The following is a 16955-nucleotide window of genomic DNA, read 5'->3' as shown; positions in this document are numbered from 1 at the left end:
GAAAGTTGTATATTCGTAAAAATGACTTATTGAATGGAATCAGAATGACTTTGGCGCATAGTCGCTTTGTTTACGCGGCGCTCATCCTTACCACGATGGCAGCGAGCAGTCCGGCGGTGGCCGCCTCCTGCAAGAGCTACTCGACCTGCCGACAAGCCGTGATCGCCTGGTGTGAAGGGCGCCACCCCGGCGCAGACCGGGATCATGACGGCATTCCCTGCGAGAATGTCTGCAAGTCGCGCTCGGCGGTGGTGGCGATCATGAACGAGATCGGTTGTCAGCGCTAAGCCCCGATCGACCCCGCCTCGCCAGGGCTCCAGCGCGATCCGAAAATCAATCTTCAATTGCATGCGGTCGATTTCGGGCCATCGCCGAGTTCGGCCTCGAGCGCCTCGATCTGCGGCTTGGCGGCAGCGAGCGCGGCTGTCTCGATCGCGCGGTATCGCGTGACGAGGGACAGGCCGAGCGGCGTCAGCTCGGCGCCCCCGCCGCGTCGCCCGCCGGTCTTGGCCGCGACCACGGGCCGGCCGAAAAGCGCATTCATCTCCTCCACCAGATCCCAGGCGCGCTTATAGGACATCTGCATCGCCCTCGCGCCCGCCGAGATCGAGCCGAAGGCGGCAATCGTCTCGAGCAGCGCGATCTTGCCCGGCCCGATCCGTCCGCCGGGTTCGAGATCGACGCGCAGGCTCAGCCTGGCCATATCCGCCTCCTTCCGTTATATTGAGAAAACATCAACGCTCGCCTGGCCCCCCGCTCTCCACTTATTCACTGGCGGGCGAGAGCCGCACTCTTGATCTGGGCGTAGCAAGGCCCGCCCTCCGTCAGGTCGAGATTGTCCCAGCTCTTGCGCGTCAGTCGCGACAAAAGCCGCGCCTTCTCGTCCCCGTGGCCCAAAGCGAGCTGCACCAGCATTTCGCGCTCATTGATCGCTCTCGCCATCACGATCGTGACCGGCAGGATGTTCAAGATGGAGGTGGCACCGGGGACCTCCCGGCACAGGCTGACATCGCCGGCCGCGACCCGGATGCGAACGGGATCGGCGAGATCGTGGCCCTTAGGATCGGGAAGGATGAAGCACGCGCCCGCGACGTCGAGCTCCATCAAGCCATAATCGGCATCGAAGCCGCAGACGATTCCCGCAAGGCTCACGGCGGCATCGCGGCTGCGCGCGATCGGCAGATCGGGATCGGCCTGAAGCGCGCTCAGCGGCCCGCTTGCGCGCACGCGGCCCTTTTCCAGAAGCACGAGATGATCGGCGAGCCGCTCAACTTCGGCCATGTCATGGGTGACGTAGAGGACCGGGATCGCCAGGGTTTCGTGAAGGCGTTCGAGATAGGGCAGAATGTCCTCGCGCGTCTCCTTGTCGAGCGCCGACAAGGGCTCGTCCATGAGAAGAAGCCGCGGATCGGACAGAAGCGCCCGGCCGATGGCGACGCGCTGGCGCTCACCGCCCGACAGAGTGTCCGGCGCGCGAGACAAAAGCGCGGTGAGTCCCAAAAGCTCGACCGCTTCCTCGAAGCGCCGCAACGCCTCGCCCTCGCGCGGCGCCTTGCCTTTGGAGGCAAAGAGCAGATTGCCGCGCACCGATAGATGGGGAAAGAGGCTCGCCTCCTGGAAGACATAGCCGATCGGCCGGCGATGGGTGGGCAGATATCGCGTTTCATCCTGCCAGATCGAGGCGCCGAGCCGGCAGTGGCCAGCGAGCCTCTGAAGCCCCGCCACGGATCGAAGCACGCTCGTCTTGCCGCAGCCGGAGGGCCCGAACAGGGCGGTTACGCCCTTCCCGGGCGCCCGAAAGGCGATGTCGAGATCGAAGGTTCCGAGACGCCCGGAAAAGGCGATGTCGATCGCGCCGGCATCCTCGCCTGAGAGTTCGTCCTCCGGCTTCATGGCGCCACCTGGCGCATGCGACGCTCCAGAAGCATCATCGCGAGAATGACCAGAAAGGCGAAGACGACCATGCCTGCCGCGAGAATATTGGCCTCCCGCCATCTCAGCGTCTCGACGAAATCGTAGATCGCCACCGAGAGCACCTTGGTCTCGCCGGGAATGTTGCCGCCGATCATGAGAACGACGCCGAACTCGCCGACCGTATGGGCAAAGCCGAGGACGGCGCCGGTCAAAAAGCCCGGTCGCGCCAGCGGGATCGCCACACGCCAGAAGGCCTCCATCGGCGAGGCCCGCAAGGTGGCCGCCACCTCCATCGGCCGCTCCCCCATCGCCTCGAAGGCGTTGCGGATCGGCTGGACCACGAAGGGCAGCGAATAGATGACGGAGCCGATGACCAGCCCCTCGAAGGTGAAGGCAAGCGTGCGGGCGCCGCCGAAGGCGGACAGGACCCCGCCGAGCCCATCGGGGCCGAGCGCCACCAGAAGATAGAAGCCGAGCACCGTTGGCGGCAGGACGATCGGCAAGGCGACGATCGCCGCGATTACCTCCTTCCACCGGGCTTTCGATCGAGCGAGCCACCAGGCGAGCGGCGTGCCGAGGACGAGGAGGATGATCGTCGTCAGTGCCGCAAGCTCGATGGTCAGGCGGATTGCCATCCCGATTTCGTCGGTGAAGGGCACCATGGGCGATCAGTTCACGCTCGCTTCGGTGCCATATCCATAGGCCTCGATGATCGCGCGCGCCTCCGGCCCTTTCAGGAAATCGACGAAGGCTTTGGCCGCCTCGTTTCCTTCCGCGCTCGAGAGGAGAACCGCATCTTGGAGGATCGGCTGGTAGAGATCCTGGGGCACGAGCCAGCGAGAGCCGTTCTGCATTCCCATCAGTTGCGACAGAGCGACGAAGCCGAGCTCGGCATTGCGGGTCTCGACGAATTGAAAGGTTTGGGCGATGTTGTTGCCTTGGACGAGTTTGCCACGAAGGGCCTCGTAAACACCGAGGGCCTGAAGCGTCTCGATCGCCGCCTTGCCATAGGGCGCCGTTTCAGGATTGGCGATCGCCAGCTTGTCGAAATCGCCCCCGCGAAGGGTCTCCGCGCCCTTCACCATCGCTGCATCGGGGCTCCACAACACAATCCGACCGATGGCGTAGGTAAAGGCGGAGCCCGGCACGCCATAGCCCTCCGCGATCGCACGGGCGGGGCGCTCCGCATCGGCCGCCAGAAACACGTCGAAGGGCGCCCCTTGAGCGATCTGGTTGTAGAGCTGTCCGGTGGATCCGAAGCTCAGCACGGCCTGATGGCCGGTCGTCTCCGCGAAGCTTTCCGCGATCTCCTTCGCCGCATCCGTGAAATTCGCCGCGAGCGCCACATGGGTTTCGCCGGCATTGGCTGCCTTGATGGGCGGCGCAAGGAGCAGCCCCCCGACAATCGCCGCAAAGAGAGTGCCGGCCAAGGACCGAGACATCGGAGCAGCCCGGCGAAACGACGTGATGACAGGCGACATCCTGAACCCTCGATCTGGTCCTTCGCGCCAAAGGACCGTTATATTCGAGCAAATATAGGTAACCCGCTTTTGCCGACCGTCAATTGCCGAAAGGACTCAATCGCCCCGCGCTTGGATGATTGGCGGCTTCCGCAGCCTTTGCTCTTGGACCGCGACCCAAGTCGCGCCCGGCTTTGGAAAAACTCTCGATCCGATCGAGCGGATGCCGTGTGGTTTCAATTCGATATCGCGACACCCAATCGTCATCTCGCTGACGCATGAACGAGATCGACCTGCCCTATGAGACTTTCAAACGCGAAGGTCTGATAGCGAGGGTGGCATGTTGCGTTGGATTGGCCGGCTTACGGTCGGCTTTTGGATCGGGGTGGCGGCGATTGCCGCGCCGGTGATTGGCTATGCCGCCTATCTTCAGGCGACCGGAAACATCCATGAAGTCAGCCCGGATCTCTATCGCTCGGGGACCTTGTCCCCGAAGAAGCTACGCGCGCTCATCGAAGAAACGGGCATCAAGACCGTCATCAATCTCAGGTCGGGCGAAGGCAGCGAATGGCTTTCCGCCGAACGCGGAGTTCTTCAGGACCTCCATGTCGATTTCATCGGCCTGCCTTTGTCGGCAACCCAAATCCCATCAGAGGAAGAATTGCGCAGCCTCGCTTATGTGATGATGGAAGCGCCGCGCCCCATCCTCGTCCATTGCAAAGCGGGCGCGGATCGCTCGGGCCTTGCCTCCGCAATCTATCGGTATGTAGTCGAGGGCCTCGATCGCGACGAGGCGGAAGCACAACTGTCCTTCCGCTACGGGCATTTTCCCTGGCTCGGCAGCGAAACCCGCGCCATGGGCCTGGCCTTCGAGCGCTTCGCCGACGACTGGCAGCGGCATACGGAGCGGCGCCGGCGAGAAGAAACCCACCCGTTCGAGCAGCCAACTTCGCCGCACGAAGACCACGACCCGGCGATCGTTCTCGCTAGCCAGTAAAGGGCGACGACATCGCAAAGATCGACCGGTTGTCGGCTCATACGAAACCCATCTGATCGCCTCGCGATACGGATTATTGAGGCCGCTGTACCGCCGCGCGGGCTTTGATACGGAGACCGACTGGATCAGTCGGAGACCCTATCATTCGGGCTGAGGCGCGGAGTTGTTATCCATCCGGTCCGCCAAGCGCTTCAAGCTCCGCATGGACTGGGTGACATTCGCACAGTCATGCACCGCATCGCGCAAGGCTTCGGCGTCGACCGGTTCGCCCTTGTCGAGATCGTGCAGGAAGCCGCAAATGTTCTCGACGCGCTCTTCGACCGCGTCGATCGCCGTGCCCAACCCCTTCTTCATATCCGTTACCCTCCGGCCCCGCAGCCGCTAATCACAAAGCTAGTTCGTCGAGCGCGACGCGCTCGACGATCCGGTGCGACAGTCAAACTCCTGCCAATCTCATGCCGGTCCCGTCCATCGGCGTGAGGCTGAAGCGACAGAGAAGATGGCGCTCAACGAAGCCTGAGGCAACATATTTGTGATCGATTCCCACTAGGACGGGCAAGATATCATGGCACGCTGATTTTTCAGACACTCGGCGATATCGAGATTTCGCAAACGACTACCGACGACGCAGACGAAAACGGGCGGGCTCTAAAAAGCCCGCCCGCCAATCTCAACGGATAGCGCTTCGAATTCCCGAAGCGTCAGAGGGTCCGCGCGACATGCTCGACGCGGAAGCACTCGATGATGTCGCCCTGGCGAATATCTTCGTAGCGCTCGAACGCCATGCCGCATTCCTGGCCGCTGATGACCTTCGACACCTCGTCCTTGAAGCGCTTGAGCGTCTTGAGGGTGCCCTCGTGGATGACGACGTTGTCGCGGATGAGGCGCACACCGGCCCCACGCTCGACTTCGCCTTCGGTGACGAGACAGCCAGCGACCTTGCCGACCTTGGTAATGTTGAAGACCTCGCGGATCTCGGCATTGCCGATGAAGGTCTCGCGCCGCTCGGGCGACAACAAGCCGGACATCGCATCCTTCACGTCGTCGACGAGATCGTAGATGACGTTGTAGTAGCGGATCTCGATGCCCTCGCGGTCGGCCGCTTCACGAGCCTGCTTGTTGGCACGCACGTTGAAGCCGATGATCGCCGCATTCGAGGCGGCCGCGAGCGAGACGTCCGATTCGGTGATCGCACCAGCGCCCGAATGGACGATATTAGCCCGCACCTCGTCGGTTCCGAGCGCCTCCAGAGCCCCGTCGATCGCCTCGATCGAGCCCTGAACGTCGCCCTTGATGAGCAGCGGGAAGGACTTGAGACCCGTATCCTGCAGCTGCGACATCATCTGCTCGAGCGAGCCACGCTGACCGGCCGACTTCGCCACCTGCTTCTCGCGGGCGAGACGCTGGCGATATTCGGAGATCTCGCGGGCCTTGGCCTCGTTCTCGACGACGGCGAAGCGATCGCCGGCAGCCGGGGTGCCCTGCATGCCGAGGATTTCCACCGGCATGGACGGCGGAGCCTCCTTGAGCTGAGCGCCCTGGTCGTTGACGAGGGCGCGCACGCGGCCCCATTCGTCGCCGGCCACCACGATGTCGCCCTGCTTTAGCGTACCGGTCTGGACCAGAACGGTCGCGACCGGACCGCGGCCCTTGTCGAGCTGCGCCTCGATGACGACGCCTTCGGCGGTGCGGCTCGGATCGGCCTTCAGGTCGAGAATTTCGGACTGCAGCAGGATCGCCTCGAGGAGCTTGTCGAGACCGAGACCGGTCTTGGCCGACACCTCGACGTCGAGCACCTCGCCGCCCATGGTCTCGACGAAGACCTCGTGCTGCAGAAGGCCCTGACGAACCTTGTCCGCATTGGCGTCCGGCTTGTCGATCTTGTTGATCGCCACGATGATCGGCACACCCGCCGCCTTGGCGTGATTGATGGACTCGATCGTCTGCGGCATCACGCTGTCGTCGGCCGCGACCACCAGGACGGCGATGTCCGTAGCCTGGGCGCCACGGGCACGCATGGCGGTGAAGGCGGCGTGGCCCGGCGTATCGATGAACGAGATCTTCTGCCCGTTCTGCTCCACCTGATAGGCGCCGATATGCTGGGTGATGCCACCGGCCTCGCCCGAGACGACCTTGGTCTTGCGGATCGCATCGAGAAGCGAGGTCTTGCCGTGGTCGACATGGCCCATGATCGTGACGACCGGCGGACGTCCCGTGAGATTTTCCGGGTTGTCCTGAACGCCGAAGATGCCTTCCTCGACGTCGGACTCGGCGACACGGTTCACCGTATGACCGAATTCCGAAGCGATGAGCTCGGCGAGATCGGCCTCGATGATGTCGCCCGGCTTCATCATCTGTCCCTCCTTCATGAGGAACTTGATGACGTCCACCGCGCGCTCCGACATACGGTTGGCGAGCTCTTGGATCGTGATGGTCTCTGGCAGTATCACTTCGCGGACAATCTTCTCTCGCGGCTGACTCTGCTGCGAGCGTTTGAACTTCTCCTGACGGCGGCGGATCGAGGACAGGGACCGGCTGCGACCGCCCTCGTCGCCCGAAAGCGCCTTGTCGAGGGTCAGCTTGCCACGGCGGCGATCCCCCGCGCCCTTGGTCGCGCGAGGCGCTTCGGCCGGAGCCTTCGCACCCTTGCGCACCCGGTTGCGGCTGCTCTCGTCCTCGTCGTCGCCAGCCTTGCGGCGGGCGTCGGGACGGATGCCACGGGCCAGAGCCGCTTCGGCGTCGGCGGGTGAGACCGGAGCGGCCGGCGCGGCTGCGGCACCGCCACGAGCGGTGGGCTTGGCGGCTGCACGACGCTTGGCCTCGGCTTCGGCCTTCTGCTTCTCCTCGGCCTCACGAGCGATACGCTCGGCCTCTTCGGCCGCACGCTTCTCCGCCTCCGCGCGCTCGCGCTGGCGGCGCTCGTCGTCGGCGGCTCGGCGTGCCTCTTCCTCCTGGAAGACGCGGCGAGCCTCGACTTCGCGCTGCTTGGCGATTTCGAGCGCCCGGCGACGGGCATCCATCTCACGCGAAGACAGATCGGAAAGAACGGCGCCACGGGGCTGGCGACCGCCCGGCTGCTGGCCACCGCCGGAACCACCCCGGCGATCGTCACGGCCGCCGGGACCACCCGGACGATTGTTGCCACGCTGGCCCTGGCCGTCGCGGCCATCGCGACGATCGTCGCGTCCACGCTGGGGCTGATTGCCGTAGCGACCGGCCGGCGCGCCACCGCGATTGGGGCCTGAGGGCTGATTCTGGCGGTCCTGCTGGGCCGGACGCTCGCTGCGGGCGGGTGTCTGGGGCTGGGCGGGAGCCGCAGGCTTGGCGGGCGCGGAAGCCTGGGAGGTCGCCGCCGGAGTGGGCGAGGCAGGCTTGGGTTCGGCGCGCGTCTCCGAAGCGCTCGGAGCTTCGCCAGCCGGCGCTGCCGGGGTCTCTGCGACAGCCGGCTTCGCAGCCTCGGGCTTGGGCTCGGGCGCCTTCGCCTCGGCAACGGCCTCCTTCGGCGTCTCGGCAACGGGTGCCGGGGCTTCGGCGGCCGGCGGCGTCGAAGGTGCCTGCTGCGCTTCAACCGCTGGCGCGGCCGCTTCGCTCACCTCGGCAGCTTGCGCCGTAGGCGCTGCCGCCTCGGTCTGCTCGGCCTTCTTGGAAAATTCGATCGGGCGCGGCTTTCCGGAATTTTGCGGCGGAGGCGGTGGCGGCGTGACGCCGCGCGCGGCCGTTCCCGGCGCAGGCGGCTGGACGCGCGGCTTCAGCCCCGCAGCCACCTGCGGAGAAGCCTCGCGGTCCTCGGGCTTCGAAATCCGTCGCTTCTTGGTTTCCACCACGACGGCCTTCGTGCGCCCATGCGAGAAATTCTGCTTGACCGTGGACTGCTCGACGCCGCTCCGCTTCAGGGACAGCGTCTTCTTGTTGTTCACGCTCAGCGTCTTGTCGTCGCCGGACTTGGTATCACTCATCTACGTTTCCGCTTCCTGCACGGGTCGCTTTGCCGTGCTCGTTCGTTCCGGGGAAATCGCGTCGCCATCGGCGCGTTCCCGATCGTTTGCCTATTTCATCGCGGGACCTCGCATCAGCGCCTCCTCGGCGCTCGCCAAATCCTGCCCGGAGCTCTCGCCCCTGTATTCGATGAGCGCCGAAAGGCGCCTGACAGCGAACGAGCCTGCATCCCCGGCAAGGATCGCCGCATGTATCACATTCCCCCCACCCAGTGCCAAATCCATTTCCGCTCCGGAGAATGGATCGATGGCAGGAACGTTAAATCCTTCCGCAGCGGCGACCGTGCGCGCCGCTGCAATCTTACGCCTGCCGTCCTCGGCCGCCTCTTTGGCGTGGAGAACGAGAAGCCCCTTTCCTTGCCGCACCGAGGCCTCGACCTTGGACGAACCGGTCGCCACCTGCCCCGCTTTACGCGCCAAGCCGAGAGCACCGAGGGCGGCCTTGGCGAGGAGCTCGTCGACCAGCCCCCCCAGATCGGCCGGGCCCGTCACCTCCGCCCGAAAGGCTCTCGCGAACAGGCGACGCTTCATCGCCTCGTCCACCGCCCGCCGGTCGAGCCGCACATGCGCTCCCCGGCCCGGAAGACGACGCTTCAGATCGGGAACCACAGTGCCGTCCGGCCCCCGGACGAAGCGGATGAGCCGTTCCGGGTCCATCCGCTCCCGGCTGACGATACAGCTGCGGTCGTTCACCTCCGCTCCGTCATTCTCCCATTCCTCTTCGGTCCGGCCAGGGCCTTCGCCCATGATCGCCTTTACGTGCCGGGGCACGGTCAGGCGTCCATCGGTTCGGTCTCACCCTCACCGTCACTCTCGACCTCGTCTTCGACCGGCGGCTCTTCTTCGATCCAGCCGGCCTTCAGACGGGCGGACAAAATCATCTGCTCGGCATCGGCTCGGCTTACGTCGAAGCCCGACAGAGCTCCCTCGAATCGCTGGGTCTCGCCATTCTTGCGCTCGGTCCAGCCAACCAGATCGTCGACGGCGCAACCGGCGAAATCGTCCAGCGACTTCACGCCATCCTCGCCCAACGCCACCAGCATCGGCGTCGTTAGCCCCGCAATCTCGCGCAGATCGTCCGATACGCCGAGGGACACGCGCTTAGCGTCGAATTCAGCTTCGCGCCGATCGAGATATTCGCGGGCACGCTCCTGAATTTCGGCCGCGGTGTCCTCGTCGAAGCCTTCGATCGACGACACCTCGTCGGCATCAACATAGGCAACTTCTTCAACGCTCGCAAAGCCTTCCGAGGCGAGAAGCTGGCCGACCATCTCGTCGACATTGAGCGCCTGCATGAAAATGTCGGAGCGCTCGGTGAATTCCTTCTGACGGCGCTGGGACTCCTCCTCCTCCGTCAGGATGTCGATATCCCAGCCGGTCAGCTGCGAGGCGAGGCGCACATTCTGGCCGCGCCGACCGATGGCGAGCGACAGCTGATCGTCCGGCACCACGACTTCGATGCGCTCGGCATCCTCGTCGAGCACGACCTTGGCGACTTCCGCCGGCTGAAGCGCGTTGACGATGAAGGAGGCCGCATCAGGCGACCAGGGAATGATGTCGATCTTCTCGCCCTGGAGCTCACCGACCACCGCCTGAACGCGCGAACCGCGCATACCGACGCAGGCGCCGACCGGATCGACGGACGAGTCGGAGGAGATGACGGCGATCTTGGCGCGCGAGCCCGGATCGCGGGCGACCGCCTTGATGGTGATGACCCCGTCATAGATTTCCGGCACTTCCATCTGGAAGAGCTTGGCCATGAACTGGGGATGGGTGCGCGACAGGAAGATCTGCGGCCCACGCGGCTCGCGGCGCACGTCATAGACATAGGCGCGGACGCGGTCGCCAGGACGGAAGAGCTCGCGCGGGATCTGCTCGTCGCGGCGGATGATCGCCTCGCCGCGGCCGAGATCGACGATCACATTGCCATATTCCACGCGCTTGACCGCGCCATTGATGATCTCGCCGACCCGGTCCTTGAACTCGTCATATTGGCGATCGCGCTCGGCCTCGCGCACCTTCTGCACGATGACCTGCTTGGCTGACTGTGCGGCGATTCGGCCGAAATCCATCGGCGGCAGCTGCTCGGCGATGAAGTCGCCCGGCTCGGCGTCGGGGTTCTTGTCGCGAGCGAGCTCCAGATAGATCTGGCGGGCCGGATCCTCCACATGCTCGACGACCTCGAGCAGGCGCTGCAGCTTCATCTCACCGGTCTTGGTGTTGATGTCGCAGCGAATATTGGTCTCCTGGCCGTAGCGGCTGCGGGCCGCCTTCTGAATCGCATCGGCCATCGCCTCGATGACGATCTCGCGATCGATCGTCTTCTCGCGCGCGACGGCGTCGGCGATCTGCAGAAGCTCCAGCCTATTCGCACTGACTGCCATGGGTTTGTCCTCCGATCGGGTCCGCTCCCTTGTCTCGTGACGGGGCGTCCGCTTTCTCGAAATGCGTTTGTCGTCTGCGGCCCGCCCGGTTCGGGGCGATCCAAGCCGCAAAGCGACGTGTTCAATGGGGGCGGCTTGCGCCCGTTCGATCGTCGGCCGTCGCGGCCTCGTCATCGCTCTCGTCTTCATCCGACGCACCTTCGGCGGCGAGCGCCTTGCGCCGCGCCTTGTCGGCCTTGAGCGAGGCTTCGATCAATTCGTCGGTGAGAATGAGCCGGGCCTCGGCAATGGCATCGAGGGGGATGACGGCCGAAGCCGGCTCGCCATAGGCCGGCTGATCGCGATCGATCGTGATCTGATTGGGTTCGACCTTGACGACCTTACCGCGAAAGCGCTTGCGCTCACCTACGAGGCGGGAGGTCTCGAGCTTCATGAGGAAGCCGGCCCAGGTCTCAAAATCGGAATGGCGCACGAGCGGCCGGTCGATGCCGGGCGACGAGACTTCCAGGTGATAGGCCTTGTCGATCGGGTCTTCCACATCGAGGACCGGCGAGATGGCGCGCGAAACTTCCTCGCATCCCTCGACCGTCATGGTACCGTCCGGTCGCTCGGCCATGATCTGAAGGGTCATGCCGTTCATGCCGGAGATCCTGACGCGGACCAGCCGATAGCCGATCTGCTCGATCGCCGGCTCGATGATCTCGGCGACTTTCGCCTCCAGTCCCTGCTCTTTGACGATCCGCTCGCTCGTTGCGATGACGCTCACCCGTTCGTTTTATGTGGGCCACTTGCGGCCCGCTATCGATGACGCTCTCACGAAATGGTCGTCGCAAACAAAAAAGAGCGGGACCTTTGGGGACCCACTCTCACGAAAACCATCGTTGAGAAGATGATGTCGATATACGCCGTCTTGCTTCCCAATTCAAGCCATGACTCGCGCCTCTCAGAGCACAAGTGGCCACGCAGGAACTGGAAAACGATCCCGATTGGGCAATCTCGACGACGCGCCGATCAACGGCGTCGGAACGTCAGATAGGCAGGCCGGCGCCCTTCCCTCTTGGCCTTCGCTTCATAACGCGTTCCCGGCCAGCCCTCGTAAGGCAGATGCCAATCGTCCGGCCCGCTCGCCGGCCATTCGAAATCGGCATGGTCGCGGCAATGAAGAAGCGTCCAATTCAGATAGGTGTCGATGTCGGAGGCAAAGCGAAAGGGCGCCCCCGGCTTCAAGACCCGGGCAAAACGGTCGAGATTGCGTTGATTAACGAAGCGGCGCTTGAAATGGCGCTTCTTCGGCCAGGGATCGGGATAGAACAGGTCGATGCCGGACAGGCTCGCCTCGGGCAGCCAGTCGAGAAGGAGCGTCGCGTCGTCGTCAAAGAGACGCAGATTGGGCCGCGGCGCTTCGTCCAGCGCGACCAGCATCTTCGCCATGCCGTTCAGGAACGGCTCGACACCGATGAAGCCCATATTCGGATGGCGGCCCGATTCGTGGTGGAGATGCTCTCCGCCGCCAAAGCCGATTTCGAGACGCACGCCATCGACCCGCCCATCGAAGAGAGCGCTCAGATCGTCCGGGGCGGGGTTTGAGAGATCGACGGTTAGCCTGGGCAGAAGCTCGTCGACGAGGCTCTGCTGGCGATCGCGCAGGCGCGGTCCTTTCAGCCGGCCGAAAAAGGCCTCCCTCTGGCGGGTCGGATGGTCGTGCTCGGTCATGACGAGACCTTCGAGAATGCGAAAAGCCGGTGGCGGAAAAGGCGACGCCGGACCCTGAAAGGCCCGGCGTGCAAAGTGTCGAAAAGGGGTGCCGCTCGATCAGCCCTTGAGAGCGGCTTTCAGCTTGGCGACGAGATCGGTCTTTTCCCAGGAGAAGGAGCCGTCGCGGCCCGGCTTACGGCCGAAATGCCCATAGGCGGCCGTCTTGCCATAGATCGGCTTGTTGAGGTCGAGATGGCGGCGAATGCCGGTCGGCGACAAATCGACGGTCGCACGAATCGCCTTTTCAATCTCGCTTTCGGTGACGTCGGCGCCGGTCCCGTCGAGATCGACATAGACAGCGACCGGCTGGGCGACGCCGATCGCGTAGGCCAGCTGGATCGTGCAGCGATCGGCCAGCTTGGCGGCGACGACATTCTTGGCGAGATAGCGGGCCATATAGGCGGCCGAGCGATCGACCTTGGTCGTATCCTTGCCGGAGAAGGCACCGCCGCCGTGGGGCGCCGCGCCGCCATAGGTGTCGACAATGATCTTGCGTCCCGTCAGACCCGCGTCGCCATCCGGTCCGCCGATGACGAACTTGCCGGTCGGGTTGATGTACCAGACGCAATCGTCGGCAATCGGAAGATCGCCCATGGCTTCGCGGATATAGGGCTCGACGACCTCGCGGACCTTCTTCGAATCCCAGCTCTCGTCCACATGCTGGGTGGACAGGACGATCGATGTTGCCTCGACCGGCACGCCGTTCTCATAGCGGATTGAGACCTGGCTCTTGGCATCGGGGCCGAGCTTTGCCACATCGCCCTCGCCCGCCTTGCGGGCCGTCGACAGAGTCTCGAGGATCTTGTGGGCGTAATAGATCGGCGCCGGCATCAATTCCGGCGTCTCGCGGCAGGCGAAACCGAACATGATGCCCTGGTCGCCCGCGCCTTCGGCGATCTCGTTCACCCCGTCCTGGTCACGCACCTCATGGGCCTTGTCGACCCCTTGCGCGATGTCGGCGGATTGGGAATGAAGCAGGACGTCGATCTTGGCAGTCTTCCAATGGAAGCCGTCCTGCTCATAGCCGATATCGCGAATGGCGCGGCGCGCGGCCGAGCGGATACGGCCCGCATTGACCACCATCTTGTCGGACTTGGTGTCCTGCTTCATCAGCGAAGGCGGCAGGCGAACCTCGCCGGCGATCACGACGCGGTTCGTCGTCGCCAGGGTCTCGCAGGCCACGCGCACCGACCAGGGATCGACGCCGGCCTTGCGGGCCTCGCGATAGACGAGATCGACGATCTCGTCCGAAATCCGATCGCAGACCTTGTCCGGATGACCTTCCGAGACGCTTTCGCTCGTGAAGACGTAATTGGCATGCGCCATATTCGTATATGCTCCCTTGCGGTTGAGCAGATCGCCCCCGCTGCGGGCTGGAAATCCATGCCGGCGATGCGATCCATCGGATGCCTTCAGACCGAAGTCCGGACGGGTCCTTGGAAATGGCCCGGACTTCAGGACGAGAGGGCTTCGCCTGGTCCCAACACGGTTCCTTTGAAAGACGAAACCGCTGTCGGACGCCGCCAGCAGCGGCCCCATCGTCAAGTGAGGTGCCTTGAAGGCGATAACGTCGCCGTCGTCAAGGTGACGACGGCGCCTGTCTGTCGGTGTGATGAAAAAGCCTTGAAATGGAAACCGGTAACGCAGGCGGGCGGCAGCCTCACCCCTCGTCGCCCGCCTCTTCCTCTTCGGCAAGGCTGCGCACCAATTCGACTACGCGGCGGCGAACCTTGGGATCAGAGATCTTGACGAAGGCCCGGTTCAACTGAAGGCCTTCCGACGAGGACAGGAAGTCGACGACATAGTCGCCGCCGGAGGATTCGGCGAAGCCCGGCGTCGGCTGGCCGCTGGAGGGGGCATCCTCGAAGAAGAAGGACACCGGCACGTTCAGGACTTCGGAGATGCGTTGCAGCCGGCTGGCGCCGATCCGGTTCGATCCCTTTTCGTATTTCTGGACCTGCTGGAAGGTGATCCCGAGCGCCTCGCCGAGCTTTTCCTGGCTGAGGCCAAGCATCGTGCGCCGAAGCCGGACACGCGAACCGACATGGGTGTCGATCGGATTCGGCTTCTTCTTGTTCACCTGCATCGCTCGCCCTTCCGAATGCGCTGCTTACAAAGCCCGAGACCTCAAAGACCCGGCTGGCTCGACGAGCAACCGGCTGGCGGGAACACGGGGATCCATCCATGCGCGCCAAACGGCGGTCCTCTATCGGCGTAGGCTCCGCTCAACAGAACTGTCAATCGATCCGAGGGCGCAAATCTAGCCGAAAAACCACAGAAAGGAGAGTGAAGACGCACCAAAGCCCCCAAAAAAGCAGCGCGCCGTGGCGCCGATAGGGAGTGTCGATGGTCTCGGTCGGCAGGGCGAGATCGATCGTTCCGGTCGCGCCGAGGCCAAGGCCCGAGCGCTCGCGCCCAAGGGCGTCGTCGACAACGGAAATGCCCGTATTGGCAGCTCGAATCAGGGGAAGACCGAGGGCGACGGCTGTCACTTGCGCCATTCGCAGATGCTGATAGGGGCCAGGCGTTTCGCCGTACCAGGCGTCGTTCGTGACATTCAGGATGAAGCCAGGGGCCGGATCTTCGAGGGTGATCTCGTCCGGAAAAATGATCTCGTAGCAGATCAAGGGGAGGAAAGAGGGTGCGCCCGCGAGTTCCACCGCTCGGCGCGAGGCGCCAGCGGAGAAGCCGCCCGGCATCTGGACGAGATTGGAGACGCCCCAACTTTCCAAAAGGTCTTGGAAGGGCAGATATTCGCCGAAGGGCACGAGATGCAGCTTGTCGGCCGCCTCGACGATCGTGCCCTGATCGTCGATCACATAGATCGAATTATAGAAACGCGCTCGGTCGGCCTCCGAACGCTCCACCCGTACAGCGCCGCCGATCAGTGTCTCGCCCGGCTGGAGCGTGTCGGCCAGACGGTTGAGGGCGTCCGGCCTATCGGTCAGGACGAAGGGAAAGGCGGTCTCGGGCCAGACGATCAGCGTCCGGCGGTCATCTGCCGGAGTCTCGCTGTCCACGACGTCCTCGCCGGGAGCGGGGCGCATGGCCGTAAGCTCAAGAAGCTTCTCGAAATTGCGCTCGGCCTCTTGCGCGTTCCATTTGAGGCTCTGGCGGATATTGGGCTGCACGATGCGGATGGCGACAGTCTCGCTCGCGCTCGGTGGATGGGCGTCAAGACGCCAGATCCCATAGCCGATCTGGCCGACGACGAGGGCGAGCGCCAGCGCCGCGACCGGCCATCGTCCGCGCCGATCCGAAAGGATCGCGGGGGTCGAAAAGATCAGAACGGCAAGCAGCGTGATCCCTTGAAGCCCCATGAGACTGACAGACTGGACCAAAACCGGATGGCTGAGCGCGATGAGGCCAATCTCGTTCCAGGGAAAGCCGGTCAGGACGAAGCCGCGCCCCCATTCCGCTAAAGCGAAGGCGCTGGCGAGCCCCAGAATGCGCCAGGCGCTGTCGGACCAGACGAGACGCGCGAGCGCGGCTGCCAGTCCGAAAAAGATCGCCAAAATCGCCGGGAGGCCAAGAACGGCAAAGGGCAGGAACCAGGCGAAGCTCCCTGCATCGACGAGAAGCGCGGCGCCCAGCCACCACAGGCCAGCGACGAAATAGCCGAAGCCGAAGGTCCAGCCGATGGCGAAGGGCGCGGCGAAACGCTTGAGCGCGCCTGCCCCCGGATCGCGGCCCAGCCCATCGAGGAGCCAAACGAGAACCGGAAAGGCGATGAAGCCGGCAAGGGGAATGTCGAAGGGCGGCAAGCCGAGGGTCGCGATGGCGCCGGAAAGAGCCGCCAGAAGCGCTCGGCGCCAGCCGCTGGCCAGCATGATGCGCCCGGCCAGCGCCTCGAACAGGGACGTCCGCCGAGCGCCCCGTCCCGCGCTGTGTCCCCGCTCCGCGCTGCCCATCGTCTTCACGCCTTCATCCCTCGCCGCATTGCATTTTGCCGCGAACCCTGCGGCGACTCATCGCCATCGGGTGATGCGCGATAGAGCGGGCTCCGTTCAAGCACAAGGCACTGACGCGAAGCCTGCCATGACGAGCCCTGAAGGCGAGCAAGACGAAAACGCGGTTAGAGTGAAACGCGACAGGATTGGTCCTCATGCTCACTCTAACCGGATGTTTGTCAGAAGCCGTGATACGAAAAGTCATGCAAGCTTTCGGCATCACGCTCGAGTCCTACTACGGCATATGGAAACGGCTGACGATTGGTCGAAGCGTTGAAACCGGTCGTCATCCTCGGCCCGTCAAGGCCGGGGACCCATGCCTCGCACGCACTTCAAAGTCCCAAACGATTGCGGTTTTCTATCTTGGTCTTCCTCGACTGGAATACCGCTTCGGATGGTGACGGCATGGCAACTGTGTTCATGCGAAGGCCTTTTTGTCTCTCTGCATGGCGTTGAGGACGGTGAGAAGCTTTCTGGCGACGGCGATGATTGCGACTTTC

15 protein-coding genes are annotated in these 16955 nt (G+C 64.0%); 2 read left to right on the top strand and 13 right to left on the bottom strand.

The window, feature by feature from the left end; genetic code table 11:
- Nucleotides 1-44: 44 nt before the first annotated feature.
- Nucleotides 45-287 (top strand): excalibur calcium-binding domain-containing protein, encoded by a 243-nt coding sequence (locus tag B9A15_RS17135; RefSeq protein ID WP_139798457.1) that lies wholly within the window; start codon nucleotides 45-47, stop codon nucleotides 285-287.
- 53 nt (nucleotides 288-340) lie between these two features.
- On the opposite strand, the gene B9A15_RS17130 is transcribed toward B9A15_RS17135, so the two are convergent.
- From B9A15_RS17130 to modA, 4 genes are all read right to left on the bottom strand, one after another.
- Nucleotides 341-703, bottom strand: coding sequence for a winged helix-turn-helix domain-containing protein (locus B9A15_RS17130; RefSeq protein ID WP_084411749.1), 363 nt, complete (start codon nucleotides 701-703; stop codon nucleotides 341-343).
- 65 nt (nucleotides 704-768) lie between these two features.
- Nucleotides 769-1893 carry a molybdenum ABC transporter ATP-binding protein gene (gene modC / locus B9A15_RS17125; protein WP_084411748.1) on the bottom strand — a complete coding sequence of 375 codons (1125 nt, stop codon included), beginning with the start codon at nucleotides 1891-1893 and terminating at the stop codon, nucleotides 769-771.
- The gene (gene modB / locus B9A15_RS17120) at nucleotides 1890-2576 is read right to left on the bottom strand and encodes a molybdate ABC transporter permease subunit (protein WP_084411747.1); all 687 of its coding nucleotides are present in this window, start codon (nucleotides 2574-2576) and stop codon (nucleotides 1890-1892) included. The genes modC and modB overlap by 4 nt, the downstream gene beginning before the upstream one ends.
- A gap of 6 nt (nucleotides 2577-2582) precedes the next feature.
- Complete coding sequence (gene modA, locus B9A15_RS17115; RefSeq protein ID WP_084411814.1) at nucleotides 2583-3356, bottom strand: molybdate ABC transporter substrate-binding protein; 774 nt, start codon at nucleotides 3354-3356, stop codon at nucleotides 2583-2585.
- Nucleotides 3357-3714: 358 nt separating this feature from the next.
- On the opposite strand from modA, the gene B9A15_RS17110 reads away from it, so the two are divergent.
- Nucleotides 3715-4371 carry a dual specificity protein phosphatase family protein gene (locus B9A15_RS17110; protein WP_084411746.1) on the top strand — a complete coding sequence of 219 codons (657 nt, stop codon included), beginning with the start codon at nucleotides 3715-3717 and terminating at the stop codon, nucleotides 4369-4371.
- 141 nt (nucleotides 4372-4512) lie between these two features.
- Here B9A15_RS17110 and B9A15_RS17105 read toward each other — a convergent pair whose 3' ends face one another.
- From B9A15_RS17105 to lnt, 9 genes are all read right to left on the bottom strand, one after another.
- Entirely contained in the window at nucleotides 4513-4725 is a 213-nt protein-coding gene (locus tag B9A15_RS17105; protein WP_139798456.1) for a hypothetical protein, read from the bottom strand.
- Nucleotides 4726-5072: 347 nt separating this feature from the next.
- Complete coding sequence (gene infB, locus B9A15_RS17100) at nucleotides 5073-8327, bottom strand: translation initiation factor IF-2 (protein WP_084411744.1); 3255 nt, start codon at nucleotides 8325-8327, stop codon at nucleotides 5073-5075.
- Nucleotides 8328-8417: 90 nt separating this feature from the next.
- Nucleotides 8418-9113, bottom strand: a complete 696-nt coding sequence (locus B9A15_RS17095) for an RNA-binding protein (protein WP_084411813.1) — start codon at nucleotides 9111-9113, stop codon at nucleotides 8418-8420.
- A gap of 26 nt (nucleotides 9114-9139) precedes the next feature.
- Nucleotides 9140-10750 carry a transcription termination factor NusA gene (gene nusA, locus B9A15_RS17090; protein WP_084411743.1) on the bottom strand — a complete coding sequence of 537 codons (1611 nt, stop codon included), beginning with the start codon at nucleotides 10748-10750 and terminating at the stop codon, nucleotides 9140-9142.
- Between the two features lie 121 nt (nucleotides 10751-10871).
- Nucleotides 10872-11516 (bottom strand): ribosome maturation factor RimP, encoded by a 645-nt coding sequence (rimP, locus tag B9A15_RS17085; RefSeq protein ID WP_084411742.1) that lies wholly within the window; start codon nucleotides 11514-11516, stop codon nucleotides 10872-10874.
- Between the two features lie 245 nt (nucleotides 11517-11761).
- A complete protein-coding gene (gene trmB / locus B9A15_RS17080) occupies nucleotides 11762-12463 on the bottom strand; it encodes a tRNA (guanine(46)-N(7))-methyltransferase TrmB (RefSeq protein WP_084411741.1) in 702 nt (233 codons plus the stop codon).
- A 99-nt stretch (nucleotides 12464-12562) separates the two neighbouring features.
- Entirely contained in the window at nucleotides 12563-13831 is a 1269-nt protein-coding gene (gene metK / locus B9A15_RS17075) for a methionine adenosyltransferase (protein ID WP_084411740.1), read from the bottom strand.
- A 334-nt stretch (nucleotides 13832-14165) separates the two neighbouring features.
- Complete coding sequence (locus tag B9A15_RS17070) at nucleotides 14166-14591, bottom strand: helix-turn-helix domain-containing protein (protein ID WP_084411739.1); 426 nt, start codon at nucleotides 14589-14591, stop codon at nucleotides 14166-14168.
- A 151-nt stretch (nucleotides 14592-14742) separates the two neighbouring features.
- Nucleotides 14743-16416, bottom strand: coding sequence for an apolipoprotein N-acyltransferase (lnt, locus tag B9A15_RS17065; RefSeq protein WP_084411738.1), 1674 nt, complete (start codon nucleotides 16414-16416; stop codon nucleotides 14743-14745).
- Between the last annotated feature and the right edge of the window lie 539 nt (nucleotides 16417-16955).

The sequence above is a fragment of the Fulvimarina manganoxydans genome, assembly GCF_900176465.1.
Taxonomy (GTDB): Bacteria; Pseudomonadota; Alphaproteobacteria; order Rhizobiales; family Rhizobiaceae; genus Fulvimarina; species Fulvimarina manganoxydans.
This window is presented reverse-complemented; position numbering and strand designations above follow the sequence as displayed.